At 54.0% G+C, this 19,643-nt stretch carries 14 protein-coding genes and 1 pseudogene; 4 read left to right on the top strand and 11 right to left on the bottom strand.

The features are described from left to right. The 6 genes from FBQ85_10990 to FBQ85_11015 all read right to left on the bottom strand — a co-directional run. A partial coding sequence (locus FBQ85_10990; GenBank protein ID MDL1875677.1) for an acyl-CoA dehydrogenase occupies positions 1–362 on the bottom strand: 362 nt, incomplete at its 3' end. Between the two features lie 23 nt (positions 363–385). Next, positions 386–655, bottom strand: coding sequence for a BrnA antitoxin family protein (locus FBQ85_10995; protein MDL1875678.1), 270 nt, complete (start codon positions 653–655; stop codon positions 386–388). Beyond that, the gene (locus tag FBQ85_11000; GenBank protein ID MDL1875679.1) at positions 636–899 is read right to left on the bottom strand and encodes a BrnT family toxin; all 264 of its coding nucleotides are present in this window, start codon (positions 897–899) and stop codon (positions 636–638) included. The genes FBQ85_10995 and FBQ85_11000 overlap by 20 nt, the downstream gene beginning before the upstream one ends. 41 nt (positions 900–940) lie before the next feature. After that, on the bottom strand, positions 941–2,296 hold the full coding sequence (gene miaB / locus FBQ85_11005; GenBank protein ID MDL1875680.1) for a tRNA (N6-isopentenyl adenosine(37)-C2)-methylthiotransferase MiaB: 1,356 nt from the start codon (positions 2,294–2,296) through the stop codon (positions 941–943). Between the two features lie 138 nt (positions 2,297–2,434). After that, positions 2,435–2,746 carry a DUF971 domain-containing protein gene (locus FBQ85_11010; GenBank protein ID MDL1875681.1) on the bottom strand — a complete coding sequence of 104 codons (312 nt, stop codon included), beginning with the start codon at positions 2,744–2,746 and terminating at the stop codon, positions 2,435–2,437. 125 nt (positions 2,747–2,871) lie between these two features. Then, entirely contained in the window at positions 2,872–3,387 is a 516-nt protein-coding gene (locus FBQ85_11015) for a hypothetical protein (GenBank protein MDL1875682.1), read from the bottom strand. Positions 3,388–3,495: 108 nt separating this feature from the next. Here FBQ85_11015 and FBQ85_11020 point away from each other — a divergent pair, with 108 nt between their 5' ends. Both FBQ85_11020 and FBQ85_11025 read left to right on the top strand, forming a co-directional pair. Beyond that, a complete protein-coding gene (locus FBQ85_11020) occupies positions 3,496–4,071 on the top strand; it encodes a HupE/UreJ family protein (GenBank protein ID MDL1875683.1) in 576 nt (191 codons plus the stop codon). A 215-nt stretch (positions 4,072–4,286) separates the two neighbouring features. Continuing rightward, positions 4,287–6,602, top strand: a pseudogene (locus tag FBQ85_11025) (M1 family metallopeptidase). A gap of 166 nt (positions 6,603–6,768) precedes the next feature. Here the strand turns inward: FBQ85_11025 and FBQ85_11030 are convergent. The 5 genes from FBQ85_11030 to FBQ85_11050 form a co-directional block, all read right to left on the bottom strand. Next, entirely contained in the window at positions 6,769–9,885 is a 3,117-nt protein-coding gene (locus tag FBQ85_11030; protein ID MDL1875684.1) for an efflux RND transporter permease subunit, read from the bottom strand. A gap of 323 nt (positions 9,886–10,208) precedes the next feature. Beyond that, on the bottom strand, positions 10,209–11,261 hold the full coding sequence (locus FBQ85_11035) for an efflux RND transporter periplasmic adaptor subunit (GenBank protein ID MDL1875685.1): 1,053 nt from the start codon (positions 11,259–11,261) through the stop codon (positions 10,209–10,211). Between the two features lie 69 nt (positions 11,262–11,330). Continuing rightward, positions 11,331–12,848: a TolC family protein gene (locus FBQ85_11040; GenBank protein MDL1875686.1), complete on the bottom strand. Its 1,518-nt coding sequence runs from the start codon at positions 12,846–12,848 to the stop codon at positions 11,331–11,333. Between the two features lie 345 nt (positions 12,849–13,193). Beyond that, entirely contained in the window at positions 13,194–16,493 is a 3,300-nt protein-coding gene (locus tag FBQ85_11045) for a hypothetical protein (GenBank protein ID MDL1875687.1), read from the bottom strand. Between the two features lie 60 nt (positions 16,494–16,553). Further along, positions 16,554–17,450 (bottom strand): ABC transporter ATP-binding protein, encoded by an 897-nt coding sequence (locus tag FBQ85_11050; GenBank protein MDL1875688.1) that lies wholly within the window; start codon positions 17,448–17,450, stop codon positions 16,554–16,556. A 205-nt stretch (positions 17,451–17,655) separates the two neighbouring features. Here FBQ85_11050 and FBQ85_11055 point away from each other — a divergent pair, with 205 nt between their 5' ends. Both FBQ85_11055 and FBQ85_11060 read left to right on the top strand, forming a co-directional pair. Beyond that, entirely contained in the window at positions 17,656–18,045 is a 390-nt protein-coding gene (locus FBQ85_11055; GenBank protein MDL1875689.1) for a VOC family protein, read from the top strand. 92 nt (positions 18,046–18,137) lie between these two features. Then, positions 18,138–19,643, top strand: a 1,506-nt coding sequence (locus FBQ85_11060; GenBank protein ID MDL1875690.1) for an efflux RND transporter permease subunit, incomplete at its 3' end; no start/stop codon positions are given.

Consider the following 19,643-nt stretch of genomic DNA (forward strand, 5'->3'; position numbering starts at 1 on the left):
AGATATTTTTGCTTCTGTTCTTCGCTGCCGAATGCCCAGATGGGATACATCACCAGCGCGCCCTGCACCGAGGCAAAGCTGCGAATGCCGCTGTCGCCGAATTCCAACTCCTGCATGATGAGGCCGTAAGCGACGTTGTTCAAGCCCGGACAGCCATAACCCGACAAATTCGCGCCCAGCAATCCCATTTCGCCGATCGGCTTGATCAAACGCGCGGGAAATGTGCCCTCACGAAAGTGATCGCGAATAACCGGTTTCACTTCTTTTTGCACGAACTCGCGCACCTGATCGCGCACGGCTTTCTCTTCATCAGAAAAGGAGGCCTCGATGTTGTAAAAGTCGTAGGGATTGAGATTAGGCATGTTCGCGCGGATTCCGTTAATGTTTAGGCGGCTCGTTTCGCCATCGAGCTTAACTCTTCACGAATGATTTTTCGCAGCGTTTTTTCAAGGCCACGACCCTGTTCGCGAAGATGGCGTCGCAATACTTCGTTGATGAGAGATTCGTAGTCGCCACCGCCGGCGCTATGTACCTGTTCGCGAAACCCTTCGAGAATATCATTGTCGAGGCGAATCGAGACTAAGGTTTTGCCCTTGGGAGACTTCACGATCGCGCCGCGCTTGGCATTAGTAAAATCATATTCTTTTGTCTTCATAGGCTTTCCGTTCTCTTTTGGTCGCCAATCTTGCTGAAATGATTCGAATATCATCGCCCCGATAGGTATAGACAACGACGATTATGCGCGCTAAAAAATCTAGGCCAATACTGACAAACCGTTGCTCGCCATCAATGAATTCTTCGCGCAGAGACAAGGCATAATCATCCTTAAAAACTCCGGTGGCATCGGCAAAATCAACCCCGTGATTCTTCAGGTTGGCTTCCGCCTTTTTGAATCCCATTGATAGCCCATTAAACAATCTCGTTCCGAAAAGCGCCCCGCTCAGGCGCAACACGCCTGCATTTCCTGCTGAATCCGAAAACGATAGCGATAATCTCCGACAACCGAGCCGAGCAGGGTATTCGTGCCGTAAGACTCGATCCTCACGTTCACAAAATCCCCGGGATGCGCATGGCCGGAAAAAACCACGCCTTTGTTTTGATCGGTGCGGCCTAGCCACTGCTCTTTATTCTTCTTGCTGACTTCCTCGACCAGCACCGTATGCGTTTTGCCGAGTTCCAGGGCGTTGCGCCTCAGCGAAATTTCACGCTGCAACTCGCTCAAGCGAATGAGGCGCGCGACTTTCACTTCTTCCGGAACATCGTCGGCAAACTTGCGTTCGGCAATCGTCTGCTTGCGCTGGCTGTATTTGAACATGAACGCGGAATCGAATTCGACCTGCTCGACCATACGCAGCGTGTCATCGAAATCCGCTTCGGTTTCCCCGCAGAAGCCGCAAATGATGTCGGTAGTTAGCGAAATTTCCGGCACCGTGTCGCGTATCTCCGCTGCCAAATCGAGAAATTCTTCCCTGGTGTAATTGCGATTCATGCGCTCCAGCACGCTGTTGCTGCCCGCTTGCAACGGCAGATGAATATGCTTGCAAATCTTGGAATTCCGCGCCATCGCATGCAGCAGCTTGCGCGGAAAATCTTTGGGATGCGGCGAGGTGAAACGAATGCGCTGGATGCCTTCGACTTCGGCCACCATTTCCAGCAGATCGGCGAAATCATATTGCTCGTAGCGATACGAATTCACATTCTGCCCGAGCAACGTAATTTGCTTGAAGCCTTCGGCGGCAATGCGTTCGGCTTCCGCGACGATGTTCTGCGGCTCGCGGCTGCGCTCGCGACCGCGCGTGTAAGGCACGACGCAGAAGGTGCAGAAGTTATCACAGCCGCGCATGATCGCAATCCAGGCATTCACACCCGGACGGCGCTGCGGCGCGATGTCGGAATAGGTTTCGTATTCGGAGAGGGAAAAATCGAAGCCTTTTTCCTGATGGCCGCGCGTCGATTCGAGCAGCAGCGGCAGACGTTTGTAACTGTCCGGGCCGGCAACGATGTCAACGATACTCGCGCGTTCCGCCAGTTCGGTGCGAAGATTTTGCGCCATGCAACCGAGAATGCCGATGACGAGATCGCCTTTGCGCCGCCGCTTCAAGCCTTTGAGATGATCGAGACGGTGATAGATTTTCTCGTGCGCGTTTTCGCGAATGGCGCAGGTGTTCAACAATACCGCTTCGGCTTGGTCTTCGGCCTCGGTGAACTCATGTTTATGGCTGCGCAAGATCGAACGAATCAACTCGGAGTCGTATTCGTTCATCTGGCAGCCGTAGGTTTCGAGATAAATTTTCATGAAAATGCAGTTGAGTTGAAACTCTAGCTTGACTTCTATCTCATTAATTTGCTAGCTTTTGATCCGATTTCTGTAAGCCAGCGTTTTTTGATTGGGCTGGCAAGATAGTACATTCCTTGTCAAGTTTCAACCCTGATTTTAGCGCGCACGATCAAATTGTTTTGCCCCCAGCTCGCGCAAATAATCAAACGTATAAATCCCGCTATCATGGCCGTCGGACCAAACGAATTGCAACGCATAACGCCCCACCGGCCGTGCTTCCAGCGCGCGGATGTTTTCGGGGACATTCTCGGGGAAAACCACGCGCTGGCCGGTGACTTCATCAACGCAAACCGCGCAGCGGCAACTACCGCGTAACTCGCGCAAAGCGTATTTCGTTTTCCGGCCGTCATCCCAGTCAATGGCGATGCTCTTCTCATCGATGGGATAGAGGTTGATGGGAGTTGGCATTCTATGCTATTCTTTCAAAGAAAAATTTTCCAACGGATTGAAACAACCCAACGGATGGCAGGATTTTATCTACTGGGTTGTTTCAATCTGCTGGGGATAATTTGAATTGTTTTCAATTCAAAAATTCAAAACTCCACCGTATCCGTCACGTTGCCTTTGCGCAACAACATGCTCTTTTGCCTTCCGCCGGCTTTGACGTGAACGAGGTTGGTTTGCTCCTCATAAATCTCCAGCAAAATGCGGTTGGTGACCGCAATCTTTTTTACTTCCGTCACCGGCGCAATTTCAACGTAGCACCAGGTCACGTCCATCTCGACTTCCTTGCCGACATAACGAAACGTTGCGGTATCGCCATTGACAACAATCACGACTTGATTCTTGAGATAATTGTAGAGGTAGCGATCGGCTTCCTGCGCTTCGCGCGGATCGCCGAGATAGAGTTTGCCGGTCCCCTGAGCTTCGAGCACTTTCTCCAAATCATCGGTAAAAATTTTGAACGTGATCTCCAGCGACTTTGCTTCAGAATTGTGATCGATCTGGCAAATGCTGACATAAAAGGGATGTCGAATGCCTGAAACCGCGCTCGCCAGCAGAAAAACCGGCAAAACCGCCAGGCAAAACTTGAATCGGAGCTTGGGCATTTCTCGCTTGCTTTGCATTTTTTTTCGATTAGTTTACTCGCCACCCTGCGGCATGGTTTTTACCCGGGCGAGCAAATATACGGCACACAAGCGCGTCTCGCAACTCAAATGTCGGAATTTCAAACCTACCTCACACTCGGCTTCGAACATATTTCTGATTTGGGCGCTTACGATCATTTGTTGTTCATCGTGGCGCTCTGCGCGGTTTATTCCTGGCAGCAATGGCGCACGCTGGCCATTTTGGTTACGGCGTTCACCCTCGGCCATTCCCTCTCGCTGGCAGCCTCGGTTATCGGCCGGCCGCTCTTGCCGGCACCGCTCGTGGAATTTCTGATTCCACTTACGATTTTTGCAACCAGCGTATTGAACGTCGTGCGCAACTCCGATTCTCATCATTCTGCCAATCTGCGGTGGCGTTACTTGCTTGTGCTCGGTTTTGGATTGATTCACGGCATGGGGTTTTCGAATTACTTGCGTGCGTTGCTGGGACGGGAAGCGAGCATTTGGGCGCCGTTGCTTGCTTTTAATCTCGGCCTGGAGATCGGGCAATTGCTGATCGTCGGCGTTGTGTTGGGCTTTTCCTGGCTGGCGTTGCGCGTTCTCAAGATCATGCCGCGCGCATGGAATCTTTTTATCTCGGGCGCGGCGGCGGGCGTATCACTAATTCTCCTGACGCAACGTTGAAGCCGTAAGCGCCTCGTCAGTATAAACAGCCTAGAACCTTGGATATTGGAAACAATTGAGGTTTTCAATGCAACGGCCAAGCCGTTGCAAAAGCGTTTTCGCGTTTTCAGATTGTGAGCAGCTTAAAAGATATGAGGATTGCGTAGGTAGGGAACGTTAAAAAGATGGCATTTGCGTTCCAATAAATCATTCATCAATTCCGGTGAGGTGAGAAGATGAAAAACAAAATGCTGTTCCTGTCAAGCCTGCTGTTGTGGGCGCTCAGCCCATTTGCGGGCAGCGCGCAAGACGACAAAACCGTGAACGAGTCCGAGAAAAAATTCCGGCAGTTGCACGAAGAGTTTCGCAGTCCGAATGTTTATCGTGCAGCTTCAGGCGCGCCCGGCCATCTGTATTGGCAGCAGCGCGCGGATTACGATATGCAAATCGAGCTGGACGACGAAACGCAACGTCTTTATGGCGCGGAGACCATCACCTATCACAACAACTCACCGGATGTGCTGACGTACCTCTGGCTGCAGCTCGATCAGAACCGCCGCGCGCGCGACTCCGACACCTACAAGACGCAAACCAACAGCATTTCCGATAAAATGAGTTTTCAGTCGCTGATGCAATTGCACAACGACTTCGACGGCGGTTTTAAAATCGACTATGTGAAGGACGCTGCCGGCCGTGACCTGCCCTTCACCATCAACAAAACCATGATGCGCGTTGATTTGCCGCAACCGCTTGGCCCGCAAGGCCGTTTTGTCTTGAAGATCAAATGGTGGTACAATATCAATGATCGCATGAAAATCGGCGGCCGCTCGGGCTTCGAATATTTTCCAGAGGATAAAAACTATCTCTACGCCATCGCGCAGTTTTATCCGCGCCTGGCGGTTTACAGCGACAACCAGGGCTGGCAGCATAAACAATTTCTCGGCAGCGGCGAGTTCACCCTGTGCTTCGGCGATTACAAAGTGAGTCTCACCGTGCCCGCGGATCACATTCTTGCTGCCACTGGCGTGCTGCAAAACAGTGCCGAGGTGTTGACTGCCGAACAGCGCAGCCGCTGGCAAAAAGCGCAAAGCGCGAACGCACCGGTGATGATCGTGACCGAGGCCGAGGCGCGCGAGGCCGAAAAGTCGCGCGCTGCCAGCAAAAAAACGTGGCGCTTTCACGCCGAAAACGTGCGCGACTTTGCCTTCGCCACTTCGCGCAAATTCATTTGGGACGCCATGCCGGTAAAGTTCGGCAACCGCACGGTGATGGCGATGTCGTTTTATCCCAAAGAAGGCAATCCGCTGTGGGAACAGTATTCCACCAAAGTGGTGGCGCACACGCTGCGGGTTTATTCGAAGCACACGTTCGACTATCCCTATCCTGTCGCGATTTCCGTGCACACCGACCGCATCGGCATGGAATATCCCATGATTTGCTTCAACGGCGGCCGGCCCGAGCCGGACGGCACTTACACCGAGCGCACAAAATACGGCATGATCGGCGTGATCATTCACGAAGTCGGGCACAATTATTTCCCCATGATCGTGAATTCCGATGAGCGGCAATGGACGTGGATGGATGAGGGGTTGAACACGTTTCTGCAATTCTTAACCGAGCAGGAATGGGATCGCGATTATCCTTCGCGGCGCGGCCCGGCTTACAAGATCGTCGATTACATGAAAGGCGACAAGCAAGGCCAAACGCCGATTATGGCGAATTCGGAATCGCTGCTGCAATTCGGCAATAATGCTTATGCCAAGCCCGCCACCGCACTCAACATTTTGCGCGAAACGATCATGGGACGTGAGCTGTTCGATTTCGCGTTCAAAACGTATGCGCAGCGCTGGATGTTCAAGCAGCCGGAGCCGGAGGATTTGTTCCGCACGATGGAAGATGCTTCAGGCGTGGATCTCGATTGGTTCTGGCGCGGCTGGTTTTACACCGTTGATCACGTGGATGTCGCGCTGGAGGCGGTGAAATGGTATCGCATCGACACGCAGGATCCGGAGATCGAGAAGGCGATCACCAAAGCCGGCGAGCAGAATCAACCGAAATTCATCGGCGATATTCGCAATCAAACCGCGATTCCGGCGGCGATGGTCGAGCGCGACCCGGCAACGCAGGATTTCTACAACAAATATGATCCGTTTGCCGTGTCGATTCTCGACAAAAAAGAGTATGAACGCTATCTGGCAACGCTGGATGAGGAAGAAAAAAAACTGCTGCGCTTGGGCTACAACTATTACGAGTTGAGCTTCTCGAATCTCGGCGGCTTGGTGACGCCGCTGATTTTGGAATTCACCTACAAAGACGGCTCGCAAGACGTGCATCACATTCCCGCCGAAATTTGGCGCTACAACGACAAGCAGATCAGCAAAGTGTTCGCGACGCAAAAAGAAGTGGCGAGCGTCACGCTCGACCCCTTTCTTGAAATGGCGGACACCGACATGAGCAACAACCACTGGCCGCCGCAAGCGCAGCCCACGCGCTTCCAGCTTTTTAAAGAACGCGAGCGGGAACGGGAAAATCCGATGCAACGCCAGAGGCGCATCGAGAAGATGACCAACGGCGAGACCACGCAAGAGCAGCCGGGAAATGGCGGCAAGCCGGCAGGATCGAATTGAGACAGGAATATGAGTGTATTGCTTGAATAACCAAATTTTTGTGGAATGGAAATGCCCGCGAATGGAGACCCTGTTCGCGGGCGTTTTAATTCTATGTTGTTTTGCGCCTAATCTCATCAATCAACTCATAAACCACCGGAATCACCACCAGCGTGAGCAATGTTGACGTGACCAAACCACCGATCACAGCAATGGCCATGGGCGCGCGCAAACGCGCGCCTTCGCCCAGGCCGATAGTGAGCGGTAACAGCCCGAGAATCGTGGTTGCGGTGGTCATGAGAATGGGGCGCAAGCGATCGCGCCCGCCTTGCAGAACCGCTGCGCGCCGCGACATGCCGGCTGCGCGCAGACGATTGATGTAATCGAGCAGCACGATGGCATTGTTCACGGCAATGCCGACGAGCAAAACCACGCCAATATAAGCCATAACGCTGAGCGGCTCGCCCACCAACAAAAACGCAAACACCACGCCCACCCCGGCAAACGGCAGCGTCAACAAAATCGTGAACGGGTGCAGCAGATTCTCGAACAACGCCGCCATTACCATGTAGACCAGAATGATCGAGAGCCAAAGCGCGAACTTCATTTGATCGAAGGATTCCTCGCGTGAGGCTTCTTCTCCGGCAAAGCGCAGTTCGTAATCCGGCGGCAGAGGAATTTCGGCAAGGGTGTTGTTCACCGCGGCGATGGCGCGGCTCAAGGTTGTGCCCTCGCCCAATTCCGCCGTGACATAGGCAATGCGCGATTGATTGTGCCGTTGAATCTCGCTCGGCCCTTCGTCGGGCGTGAGTTCGGCGATATCGCGCAAGCGCAGAACCGCGCCGTTGGGCGCGCGAATCGGCATATCCGCCAGCTCGGTTAGCGTCGCGGCGGCAAAGGTCACGCGAATATTGCGATCCTGTCCCGCGCTGTAGAAATCCGAAACCACCTCGCCGGCAAGCCGCTCGCGCACACGCTGGCCGATTTGTTGAACATCCAAACCAAAACTGGCAGCCAGCAGGCGATCGATACGCAAGTTAATTTCAGGCCGGCCGCGCTGAAAACTCGTTTCGATCGTGTGCAAACCCGGCAAGGTTTGCAACGCCTCACTCACGCGCACGCAAATTTCCTGCAATGCTTGCAGTTCCGGACCGCGTACTTCGACCATCACCGGCTTGCCGCCGCTGCCAATGGTTTGCTGCAAGCTGGTCTCGCGAATGCGGAAGGTGGTATTGATGCCGGGCAGATTCATGTGCGGCCGCAATGCGGCAATGGCGCTCTCCGGCGTCAAAGCGTTTTTGCCCTCGACCAAATTGATCGTGACCCCGGCAAGATGCTCGCCGCCTTGCATTTCTTGCGTGAACAGGCTCTGTGACGATCTCACATTGATCGTGGCAAACTGCGCGGTGATCTTGTCGCCTAAAACCTGTTGAATGCGATCCTCGACGCCGGCGAGCACCGCCGCGGTTTTTTCCATGGGCGTACCGGGCGGCAAATCGAGATCGATCTGCACTTGATTTTCATTGCTGTGCGGAATGAACTCCGCACCCACCACGGGCAAAAGCAGCGCCGCGATGGCCATGAGCAGAAGCGCAGCGGCCACCACAAAAGCGCGATGCTGCAACGCCCATTGCAGCGTCTTTTCATAAATCGGAATGCGCAAGCGCCGGCGTTGAAAAGCTGCGGTGTCTTTCGCCAGCGTTTTGACCGCCAGCACCGGCACCAGCGTAAACGCAACCAGCAGCGAGGCGAGTAGCGCATACGTCACCACCCAGGCTTGATCGCGAAACAGCTCGGCGGCAATGCCTTCGACATAAACCACCGGCAGAAAAACCACAATCGTCGTGAGCGTGACTGCAAAGATCGCGGCGCCCACTTCGCTGGCGCCGGCGACTGCCGCGGTTTCGGCAGATTCGCCAAGTTGGCGGCGGCGGAAGATATTCTCGATCACGACAATAGCATTATCAACCAGCATGCCCGCGCCCAGCGCCAGCCCGCCCAGCGTCATAATGTTGAGCGTGAGCTGCTGCAAATACATCAGCGTGAACGTGGCGAGAATTGAAATCGGTATGGCAAGACTGACGATGAGAGTCACGCCCAGGCTGCGCAAAAAGGCATAGAGCACCAGCACAGCGAGCAGCGCGCCGATCATCGCCGTGCTTTTCACTTCGCCGATCGCGTTATCAATAAACGAGGCTTGGCTGTTGATGAGGGTGAATTCCAAACCGGACAAGTCAGCCTGCAAGCGGCTGATGGTTTCCGCGACCTGTTGGGCCACACGCACGGTGTTGTCTTCGGCTTCTTTATAAATATAAAAACCGATGCTTTCCCGCCCATTCAAACGGACCATGTCGGTACGCTCTTCCGGAGCGTAGCTCACCCGCGCAACCTCGGATAGATAAATCGGCACTCTGTCCGGCGAGAATTGCGCGCCGGTTTGCTGGACGCCCAGAGCCGCGCTATCCGCGCTGGCGCCGTTGGCAGCGGCTTTATACCCGACTACGGTTTCGGCGACATCTTCCACGCTGGTATAATTGCCGATGCCTTTGATGAGATAGGCTTTGTCCTGCTGCACCAATCTGCCGCCGGAGGCATTGGCATTGGCCTGGCGAATTTTGGCGGTAATCTCGGCGGGCGTCAGGTTAAAGGCTTCCAGCAGATATTCGTCGAGTTCGACGCGCACTTCGCGCACGAGGCCGCCATAAACCTGCACGCGCGCCACGCCGTCCAACCGTTCCAAACCACGCTTGATGACATTCTCGGCGATGCGGCGCAGCTCGTCGAGATCGCGGTCGCCGCTGCTCTGCACGGCATAAATCATGATCGGTTCTTCTTGCGGATCGTAGCGCGCAATGGTCACGCGATTGACTTCCGGATCGGATTCATAGCTCGCGACTTTCTTCTGCACGTCCAGCAGCGCGAAATCCATGTCCGTGCCCCAACTAAACGTTGCGGTGGCCAGCACGCGGCCGAGGCTGCACCTGGCGCTCACGTCCACAACCTTGCTCACCGTGCCCAGTTCACCCTCGAGCCGGCGCGCAAAGCGTTGTTCCATTTCCTGCGGCGAGCGTTCGCCGGATTGCAGCTCAACGACGATGCGCGGGTTGTAAATCGCCGGCAGCAAATCCGTGCCCAGGCGATCGAATGAAATCACGCCAAGAATGGCGATGCCGAGCATCATCATCGCGATGGTGACGGGGTAACGAATGGAGAATTGCGGGAGATTCATGATTGAAGTTGAATATACGAATAGTTCAAGAAGGTCGGCATAATTCCGCCGGGCGGAAGTGAAAGTCTAGCGCACGAAAAAAGTGCTGTCATATTTTTATGAGCCGATCCAAAAAAAATTCGGCCCAACCGATGAAAGCGGCCAACGGATTTCTCTGTGAAGCTCATCAATGGTCTTGCCCATAATGATTTTGCTAATTCTGCTGTGTGGTTCCGCAGCGTCGAGATTGGCGTCTCTGCAAGCCGTGATAGTTCCTGACAGAGTCCTCTTCGGTGATGTTTGAAAGCAAGCGATCTTCACTGTTCGATCCTCGATTTTCGCCTCTATTCCGTCACTCTCACCTTTGACTTGTCCCGCAGCGTTTCCTGCCCCTTCACCACCAGCCGCTCTCCTTCATTCAAGCCTTCAAGAATCTCGATCTCCTCGCGCGTTTCAATGCCGGTGGTCACCTCGCGCAACTCTGCGCTGGCGCCCTCCACCACGAACGCCACCGAACGATTATCGCGCGTTTGCAACGCGGTTTTGGGAATGATGAGCGCCTCCGGATGATGCTCGATGACAATCTCGGTTTTCACAAACATTCCGGGCCGCAGCAGCAAATTTTTATTGGCGACTTCGATCATCGCCGTGAATGTGAGGGTTTGCGCATCAATCGTGGGATCGATCGCCGTGAGCTGGCCCTTGAACGTCTGATCGACCAGGGCATAGTTGCTCACCAAAACTTCCTGGCCGATTTGAATGCGCTCCAAATCCGTATTCGGCAGATTCACCTGCACGCGGGTCGTGCTATATTCCAGAATGTCGCACAGACGAAATCCTGCCGGCACGCGCGTGCCCACGGCATTCGTCTGCAAATTTGCAATGAAACCTGAGATGGGAGCTTTAAGACGCAATTTATCTGCTTTGATTTGCGCCGCCTCATAATTCAAGCGCGCATCAAGAGCATTGCGCCGGGAAAGCTCAAGCTCTTTCTCGGTGACGCCGCCCTCTTTGAACAGCGCCTCTTGTTTTTGCAGCTCGCGCTCCGCGTTTTCCATGGCCAGCTTTTGCGATTCCACGCGCACCGTGAGCAAATACTCTTGATTCTCGATTTCCGCGAGTAATTGCCCGGCCGCAACCCGCGTTCCCACCGTCAGCACGCCGCCGTTGTGCCGGGCGAGCCGCAGAACGCCATCGACTTCTGCAACCACCCGCTCTTCGCGTTGCGCACGCAAAGTGCCCGTAGCCGAGACATAAGCCGCAATCGGCCCGCGTTTGACTTTCTCCACAACCACAGGAATGGTCAAATCGGCTGCCGATCTATCTTCACCGGGATTGCATGCCCATGTCAATAACAACAAGCAGATCAAACCTGCCTTATTAGCCTTGCCTCTCATGAAAACTCCCTCTGGAATTTTTATTGTTTTCTGAAGCAATTCATTCACAAATCAGTTGTTAATTCATTCCTACTGCGGCGCGGCCACATTCACCGGCTCATCTTTCTCAAAATCCCACAAGGTTTTGCGCCGCAAATCCGCCAACGCCTGCTTGTAATCGATAATGGCGTTGAGCGAGTTCGTGCGTGCCTGCGTCAAGCGATTCTGTTCCAGCGCCAAATCCTGCGAGCTTAAATCGCCGTTTTCGAATTTCAACAAGCTGATTCTGTAGCTTTTCTCGGCCAACTCTTCGCTGCGCTGCGAGATTTCCGCGCGTTGCTGCGCCGAGGCGAGATTGCGCACGGCTTCGCGAATTTCCTGTTTGATCAGATCAATGCGATTTTTTTGCGTCAGGCGGTTACTCTCCAGCGAGGCTTCCGCAGCCTGCACTTCCGCCCTGTTTTTACCCCAATCCCACAACGGCACCGTCAAACCGAGACGAATGCTGCGGTCGGTATCGAATTTCTGAAACGCATCGCGAAAGTTTTTTTCTTCATTCAAGAAACCGTAACTCGCAAAAAGCTCGCCTTTGATTTCGCTGCCCGCGTCAGTTTCTTTCACGCTGATCTCGCTCAACTGCACGGAAATTTCATCGGAACGCAGCTCGGTACGGCGTTGCAGCGCTTCGGTCAATGCCTTTTCGAGCGAAGCTGCAATCGGGCGATACGCCAGCTCGGTCGACACGCTGATCGCTTCCTCGACCGGCAGGCCGATGAGTACTTTGAAATTGTCTTCCGTGCGCTGCACACTGGCCTCGCTGTTGGTCATGGTGTTGCGGGCGTTCGCCAATTCCACCTCCAGGCGCAACACTTCCAATTCGGGAAACAAACCCGCCTGCTGTTTGAGCCGCGCCAGGCGATAAGCATTTTCAGATTGTTCCACCTGGCTGCGGTCGATTTCCAATTGCTGCTGCGCGCGAAAGAGATTATAAAAATTCGAAGTGACGTTGTAAATGATATCGAGCTGGCTGCGGCTGTAGCTTTGCAGGGTATTTTCCAAATTCAAATCCGCCCGGCGATAAAGAGTCTTGCGGCGGTTGAGTGTGAACAGCGGTTGGCTGAATTGCAAACGCAATTGCGGAATATACGTCGTCGAGGTCACTTTCTGCTCGAATGTCGCGCCGCCAAAATCAATCGGCGTGGTGATGGACTGGCGAAAGCGTTGCATCACGCCGACCAATGAAATAACGCCGTCGGTTTGGGCAATCGGCTGATTGACGTACAATTCCGCTTGCAGATCGACGAAATTCTGCCGCGGAAAAACGAATTCGCCGGTGCCGATCTGCGTTTGGCTGATGCCTTCCCGCAAGTTGGGCAGGCTCGAGAACACCAGATCGCCGTAACTCTTCAAGCCCGCTTCTGCCGCGCGCAAATTCAAGCGCGAGTTGAGCAGCGATTGTTCGAGTTGCTTGACTTGATGGCTGCGGTTCAACGCGATATTGATGCTTTGTTCCAATGTGAGCACGCGCGCCTCTTGCGCATGGCCGGCCGCGTTTATCAATAAAAGGCCCGCACATACAGCGGCAACCGCTTTCGTTTTTTGCCTCATTGTCGCTTCAGACTCCTTGATGATCAATAAAAATTAATGCCGGAATTCTTGTATTGCTGCGCTCTCGAGGGCTCCTGCAAAGCTTTAAACCTAGTACACTGTTACCATGATTTCGTAGCCCTGCCCCCTTTGTGGGGCATTGTCCCAACCCGTGAATTTATTGGCTGCAGCAGCACCCCACAAGGGGGTGGGACTACAAAAAATTAAGGTAACAGTGCACACTAGCACCGAGTACTTCACAAGGTCCTTTCTGGATGACAATTAAAGAGTTCTCACGCAAATCAAGGTGACGTTACACCAGCAACCAACCACCAACAACCAGGATCTACCATCCAAAAGCCCACATCACTCCACCAGTTCCCATCTCACCGCGTCTGCAATGACAAAGCCGTTGCCGGCATCTGACAATTCAATGATCGCGGGAGAATCTTTTTTGAAATGATAACGCCCGAGCGACAGCCAGCCGTCAGCGGTTTCTTGCGGCTGCAAGTTCACACGATTTTTGCCTTCCGCACTCGTCACAGTGAGTTGAAACGTCCGGCTCATGTTGCGCGACCACCAATTGTTGCTCATGGGCAGATGAAAGCTCAAGTCATAATCGCCGCTGCGCGGCACGTTCGCTTCCCAGCGCGCGGGGTAATCGCCGCTGCCGCCGCTTTTGATGCGAAAACCAAAATAGTATTTGCCATACGCCAGCGGGTTGGTGTTCTCCCACCATGCCAAACCTTTTGAGGGAGGGCGCAAGTATTTCGCCTCCTGACTGACGGGCGTGAAAAACCCTTCGTCTTGGTCGTCCAACACGAATACCAGCGAATCCCTGGAAGATACCGTTGTAAACACCGTGTCGCGCGGCGCGGCGCGGCGCACGCGATTATTCAGGTTGATCGATTTCATGATCTCGCCGCGATTGCGCGAAAAATAAGGAATAATTTGCACATTTTTCGGCAACTCCGCCACCGCGAATTGGATTTCTTTTTCTTCATAACTGCCCAACCGGAGATTGCGGCGAATATTATCGTTTTCCGTTTTGCACACGACGCGCACAAAGCCGTCGCCCTTCTCGCCGTTTTGCACACGCACGCGCACTTGATGCATCATGTGCATCTTGCCGGTATCCAGTTTATACGCTTCCGCCAGCGAAATACGATAGCCTGGAAACGTCGGCTGCTCAAACCATTGCTCATAAAAATCGTGCAGTTCTTCGTCCGAAACCGATTGGACCGTTTCGAGGAATTCTTCTGTAGTCATCAACTGATAGCGATGTTCGGCAATGCGTTTGCGCAACGCCGCGGCATAATTTTTCTCGCCGACACGTTCACGCAGCATTTGCAAAACCGGCGGCGCTTTGAAGTCAACACAGGCGCGGTAAAGATTGCCCTTGGCCTGTGGGCGCAGCATTGCCAGAGGCGTTTTCTCCAGTTTTTCGAACACGGAATCGACTTCGACATCGTAGCGCCGGCGCAGAGTCCAGTTGCCGTCCATCTGGCGGATGCGATCAAAGCTGCTGAGTGCGGCGTTCCAACGATCCGGATAAAATGCGTCATGCGTGCGGCGTTCACACTCTTCATAAAGCTGCAACTCCAGCGCGCGGCTGAGCACGGGATCCGCAATGCCTAGTTGAAAGTGAACGTAATTGCGCACCGGTGATTGGTAGCTGCCATCGCCGCGCCAATATTCGTCCGGCAGGAGGAAATCAAGCACCGCCTCGACAAAAACATCGCGCTTGATGCGCGCCGGCGAATCATCGCGGCCGCGGCGGCGCGCCTGGCTGGTGCGGCTCTCGATGCGTTTCTTGAAACGCTGGCCGAGGATATTGACCTCATCGAACATCACAATGCCGGGTTGCTGGAGAATATCCTCGACGCCATGCGGCGTCATGTAAATCTGCATTTGCAGCGGCGTCTCGACCAGCGCCAGCCGGGCAAAGGGATAGGGCACACCCGCGACTTCTTCAAAGATTTCGAACATGCGTTCGATGGCTTCAAAACACGTGTCGGCGACCTCGGCAAACAACTCATAATCGCGCAGATGCTTGTCGCGAAAGTAAAGCTCGACTTCGGTTTGCTTGAACGTGTGCGCGAGGCGTTGATAGGCGCCGAGATTCAACGAAAAGCCGGGGACCGGAGCCGGCACTTCAAAAGTTGTTCGTGTATTTTCACCCTCAGGCTGCTCGTCACGCAATTCTCCTTGTGTGATCACACGCAGATCTTTATGCGCACGCACGCGCATCGTCGCCGTGGCAAAATTTTGCGGCCGCGGCGTTTCATAGGCATAGCCCGCGGCAGCGCCAGGAACAGGATACCACCCGCATTGCACCGGCAACACGGCAAAATCATCGCCCAGCCAGGCTGAAATGCTGCCTTTGATCCACGGGCCATTGTCTTTGCGGATCAGGCCTTTGCTTTCGGGCAAGCGATCCAACATGAAACCATCAGCGTCAATTTTGCCGGCATAGGCAATTTGCAGCGTATCAACCGCGCCCGGTTTCAGCGCCCGCTCGCCCAATTCCAATTGCAAGAGTTGATGCTTCTGCTCAAATGGAATCGCAGCGCCGTCATGCCAGGTTACGCTGCTGACGCGTAACGCGCCGTTCAAGGCAAACAGCAATTGTGGCATTGCCGCGGGATTCTGGTTCGCAATGACGAGTTTTGCATTGACGTCTAGAACCGCGGGCTTGCGATGAAACGTCACATCAAAATCATAATGTTTGACCTGGCTGAGCGCGTGTGACGTCCATTGTTGTTGATAGGCATAATCCGCCTTGCGCGTTGCTTGCTGTGTTTGATGCTGCGAAATCATGGTGTACGCCACCAGCGCTGCGCCCAACAGCAAGCCGGCGGCCGAGAATTGCGTCAAACGCCGCGAGGCCAGCGATTGTTCCAGGCGCGGATACAGGATAATCGAAAAACAAAGCAACGCGATTGCTAACAGCACAAAGAAGAAACGTTGCCACAACACCCTCGTAATGTCGCCGAATCCGATGAGATCACCGTGAAACAAGGGCGCAAAGAAAGCGCCGTAATCCAGCAAGCCGAGATACTGATGATGGAAATAGAAGAGAATAGCGGCGACATAACCCAGCGGCAGAATGATCGCCAGGGCTTGTGACCGCAACAGACTCACGAGAAAAAAGACCAGCGAGGTCATGAACAACATCGCGGGCAGAGCGGCAATGGTGACATATTTGAGAAACGGCAGGATATTGAAATCCGCCCCCATGAAAATGACTTTGAAAACGCGGCCAATCGTTGCCAGTGCGATCAAAAAAAGATTGAGATAGAACAACCCGCTTACAATGCCCAAGTATTTGCCCATCACCCAGTTTGCCGTCGTCATCGGGCGCGAGAGCATCACCTGATCCAAACGCGATTTTTCCTCGGCCTTGTGAAAATCGCCGGCCACGAAAATGATCAAGATGGCCTGCACATAGCTGAAAAAGTAGATGGCCAAAAACGCATCTGTGCCGGTCAGCAGAAATTCGCCGGGCGCGCCGGTATCGACAATTGAAGCAATGGTCATGGCGACCAGGAAGAAGAGAATGATTAATACGCCGATGCCCGCCAGCACCCAGAACTTTGCGGTGCGGTAGAGCATCATACGCTCGGCAGCGGCAATCGTAAGAATGTAACGCAGGCTTTTGAACATAGATGCTTCGTTCGAAGGATTATTGGATCTTTGGATAGGTGAAGTGTTGGGTAAAATTCCTCAATCCGCCTCCTCCTCCACCCGTTGCCCCACCTCCGACTCCATAAAATACATGTACGCATCTTCAAGATTGGGCGTGGCGCTTTGCATGTCGTAGCCCGCGATCGGATCGCCGACTACGCGCAGCAGCAAATGCGGTTGTTTCGGAATCGTTGATATCACCTGCATGCGCGCAGCGATATGCGAAAAATCTGCCTCATCGATCAAAACCTGCCAAACTTTGCCGGCGGCCTTGGCGATCAGCGTATCGGGACGGCCGCGATAGGCCACTCTGCCTTTTGCGAGAATTGCAAGATCTTCACAGGTGCTCGAGATGTCGCCCACGATGTGCGTGCTGAGAATGATGATTTTGTCGCGGCTGATTTCGGTGAGCAAATTGCGAAAGCGAATGCGTTCTTCAGGATCGAGACCGGTGGTCGGTTCATCCACAATCAGCAAGCGCGGATTGCCGATCAGCGCCTGCGCGATGCCGAGACGGCGCAGCATGCCGCCGGAATACGTTTTGGCTTTGCGGTCGCGCGCTTCGAGCAAACCAACATTTCCGAGCATCTCATGTACGGTTTCGCGTAAATGCCTTGCCGGCACGCCATTGAGCCGGGCAATGTAGGCAAGAAATTCCGCGCCGGTCAGTTGCGGGTAGACGCCGAAAAATTGCGGCAGGTAGCCGAGCGAAGCGCGAATCTGGCGGCGATGTGAACGAATATCTGCGCCATCGATGAAGACGTCTCCGGAGCTCGGCGTCTCAAGCGTCGCCAGGATTTTCATGAGTGTGCTCTTACCCGCGCCATTCGGGCCGAGCAAGCCGAACATGCCGGTGGCGATGTTGAGCGAGACGTTCTGCAACGCATGAACGCCGCCTGCATAAGTTTTGGAAAGCTGGCGGATGTCGATTGGCATGGGGCATTTTTACTGAATTTTAGAGTAGAGGTTGCAATGCAATCTAATCTTATTCGAAACAAAAGCAAGGATAGAGAAGCCGTAGAAAAGGGGTTGCGCTTCTGCCGCGCTCTGGTTATACTCATTCCTGATTTTCCGTCGAATTTCTCCAGCAACTCATCGCCCAAAGTTTCGTTAAACGTTTTTCAATTGACGGGAGATACGCATGGCAAGCGCGAATTTTGGCCTTTCTCAAATCGGGCAAATCGCCCTCAACGTTCATGATCTTGAACGCGCGGTCGCATTCTACCGCGACAAGCTGGGCATGAAACACCTTTTCACCGTGCCCAAGATGGCGTTCTTTGAGTGCGGCGGCATTCGCCTGATGCTCGGCCTTCCCGAGAAGCCGGAGTTCGATCATCCCAGCTCAATTATCTATTTCAACGTGGATGATATGCAATCGGCTTTCCGGGCTTTATCTCAGCGGGAGGTGTCGTTCGAAAGTGAACCGCATGTGGTTGCCAAAATGCCAACCCATGATTTATGGATGGCGTTTTTTCGGGATTCGGAGAACAATCTTTTTGCGTTGATGAGTGAAGAGGTCACAAAGCGATAAACGAGAGATTCCCTTTTTCTAAGCCGTGCTGGAAGCCAATCACGGCCTCGCAATAATTCAACGATGAAAAATAATCGTCACCTGGCATATTCATGACTTCCTTCTCCCTCAAGCGTCCCATCACCGTTTTCATGCTCACGCTCGGCCTCTGCTTGCTGGGCGCGATATCCTGGCAACGTTTACCGGTTCAGCTTCTGCCGCAATTCATCCTGCCCGAAGTGTACGTCGGCGCCGGCATGCCCGGCGCGTCGCCCGAGAAAATCGAGCGCGAATTGGTGTTTGCCATCGAAGCCGAGCTGGCAACGCTGGAAGGCGTGCATGACATCGAAAGCAATGTCTTTGCGGATTACGCCACCACGAAGATCGCTTTCAATCATGGCACAGACATGAAATTCGCGCTGCTAAAATTGCAGCAGAAGATGAACACCTTGGAGAATCGCCTGCCGGCGGGAGCGCGCATCGAGGTTAATCGTTTCGATACCGCGGATCTTTCCACGTACCTTATGGAACTCAGCATTCGCGGGGAAGCCAGTATCGATGAATTACGCGAGGCCGCCGAACGGCGCGTGCGGCCGCGTCTCGAACAAATCGACGGCGTGGTGAATATCAACATCGGCGGCGGGCAGCGCAGCACGGTCGGCATTCAAATCGACCCGGAACGTTGCGAAGCCGTGGGCCTTCCGGTCATGCTGGTGCAGCAGAAGGTCAATGCGTTTCACCGCCAGCCCGAGCATCTTGGCCGGGTGGTTTCAGCCGGCCGCTACCTCGATGTCAACCTGCTCGGCCGCGTCGATGATTTGCGCGAATTGCGCGATTTGATCATCGATGAACGCGGCCCCACGCGACTGCGCGACGTGGCCGATATTGGCTACAGCCAGGCCGAACGCACGCAATTGTATCGCGTTGACGGCAAATCCGGCGTCGGTATCTTTGTGCAAAAAGATAATGTGAGCAACATGCTCGCCGTTGCCAATGACGTGCTCGCGCAAATCGACGAACTGAACCGCGAGCTTGCGCCTCAAGGATTCGAACTGGCGGTCAATTTCAGCCAGGCCGGGCTGATTCAACAAGCCATCGATCGCATCGAAAACATGGCGCTCACCGGAGCCTTGCTGGCGCTGCTGGTGCTCTTTCTGTTTCTGCGCAATCTGCGCTTTGTCATGATTTTGATGATCGCCATTCCGGTGTCGCTGCTGGTGACTTTCAATCTGATGTACGGCTTCAATCTCTCGGTGAACATCCTGTCATTATGCGGACTGGCGCTCGCCATCGGCATGCTGGTGGATAACGGCATTGTGGTGATGGAAAACGTTTTCGCGCATTATCAACGCGGTAAAAGCGCATTCGCCGCGGTTTATGACGGCACCCGTGAAGTGAGCCGTTCGATTCTTGCCGCTACCGGAACGACGGTGCTGGTGTTCCTGCCCGTCCTGTTCGTGGAAAGCGAAGCCAAGCTGTTCGTGCGTGAGTTAGCGTTGTCCGTGGTATTCCCCTTGTTGATTTCTTTAATGGTTGCGATCACGTTGATACCGCTGCTGGCACGACTCACCTTGAAAGGCCCGCCGCCACGCCCCTTTGGCAGCGGCCGCATTCTGGAA

The organism is Cytophagia bacterium CHB2 (genome assembly GCA_030263535.1).
Taxonomy (GTDB): Bacteria; Zhuqueibacterota; Zhuqueibacteria; order Zhuqueibacterales; family Zhuqueibacteraceae; genus Coneutiohabitans.